Genomic DNA, 1,909 nt, shown 5'->3' with positions numbered 1-1,909 from the left:
TTTTTGAATTATTTTTTGGTTGGATATTACTTAAAGATATATCTTAAACCTACTTGCATTTGCCAACGAGATGAGTTTAATCCTGAATCATCTACAGAATAGATGTTTGTTGCATTAGGATTGAAACTAAACTCAGGAGTTGTTCCATTAATTCCTTCATTTCTTAAAATAGAAGCTTCTCCAAAGTTAGATACAAATTTTCTTGTACCCCACTCTTTGTTTAATAAGTTAGTAAAGTTAAAAATATCAAAAGTAGCTTGTAGTGTATGCTTTTTCTCTCCTATGTTTAAAGAAAAATCTTGAATTAACTTCATATCAACTACATGACTCCAAGGTCCAAACTGAGCATTTCTTTCAACATATTGACCACGACGTGTTCTTAAATACTCGTCATTTTCAATATAGCTATTTAATCCCTCCCATTGTTGAGCAGTTGTTAAACCGTTAGCTCCATCAACTAATACAATATCACTAGCATCTACTGGTACGTACATTAAAGCATTATCTCTTGAATCATCATTTAACAAATCTCTTCCTTCACTATAAACATATGAGAATGGAGCTCCTTGTTTACCTTCATAAACAAAAGAGATAGCTGTTTTTAAGTTTTCGTTCCACTTATACTCGTAACCTACGTTTGCTAAAACTCTATGACCTTGTGCAAACTGAGATCTTGCTAATTCAGATCTGTTTTTACCATTTACAGATAATTGGTTTCTCCATTGAGAACTATTTTGAGAACTTGTTCCTTCAAAAATACTTTTAGAGTCACCATAACTATATGTTACACTACCATTGAAACCATAAATAGGAGTTTTTCTTAAAGTTACAGACGTATTCCAAGAATACCCTTTGTTAGTATTCGATGCTAAATATATACCATCATAAGTTGGATCAACTCTATCATTTCTATTCCATAATGGTCTATTATCACCAGTTCCTGTAAGAGTTTGAGTTGGATTTTTAAGGTTTACATTTTCATAATAAATAGCTTTTAAGTTATCATTATATAAAGCGTCTGCACTTAAAATAAATCCTCCTGGTAATTTTTGATCAATAGCTAAGTTATACTTTACCACTTGAGGTAACTCAAATGATGGAGCAAATAAATCAATATTACCTCCTACTTGTCCACTTCCAGGAACAGCTCCTACTGGTTGAGAATTTACATCTGGGTTAAATGAAGCTACTCCATTATTTGTAAAATAATAACCTCCTGTAATACCGTTATTGTTGTATGTACCTCCTGGCCATACTAATGGCAATCTAGACACGAAAATACCAAAACCTCCTCTAACTTGAGTTTTAGACTCTCCGTTAACATTCCAGTTAAATCCTAATCTTGGAGAGAAATAAAGTTTAGTTTCAACTTTTTTACCAACTCTTGCTCCTAATAATCTACCACCTAATAAAGCTGCAGTTCTTGTGTTAAAATCATCATTAGCTATACCATCTTCCCATAATGGAATATCTAAACGTAAACCAGCTGTGAACTTAAAGTCATCTGTGATATCAACCTCATCTTGAATATAAAATCCTATTTGAGATGTCGCAAATTCAGACGCTCCACTAGAAGAATCTCCAACACCAGGAGCTAATAAAGAATATCCTCTTTGGTAGTTAGACGGTGCTCCTCCTGCCATAAAATCAGCTACAGAATCGTACTCATAATAACCAAAGTTATTAGCAAAGAATAAGTTTTTTGCTGTAGCAAATTCATTGTGTGTACCTATTGTAAACTTATGTCTTCCTGAGAAAATCTCGAAGTTATTTGTTATTGTAAGAATATCTTGCTCTAACAAGTTTGCTGTTGAATATTGTTCTGACCCAAAACGAATAGTACCATTTCCATCATCAATTCTCACATAAGGAAATGGATTTCCAAAAGGATCTCTATCATCTCTTACAG

General features: G+C 32.9%; 1 pseudogene. It reads right to left on the bottom strand.

The annotated features are described in order from the left end of the window. Nucleotides 1-26: 26 nt before the first annotated feature. Nucleotides 27-1,909: pseudogene (locus OU788_RS12205) on the bottom strand (TonB-dependent receptor); the annotation flags it as partial.

The sequence above is a fragment of the Tenacibaculum sp. L6 genome, assembly GCF_028823685.1.
Classification (GTDB): domain Bacteria; phylum Bacteroidota; class Bacteroidia; order Flavobacteriales; family Flavobacteriaceae; genus Polaribacter.
The sequence above is the reverse complement of the archived record's forward strand: the minus strand, read 5'-3'. Positions and strand labels throughout refer to the sequence as shown.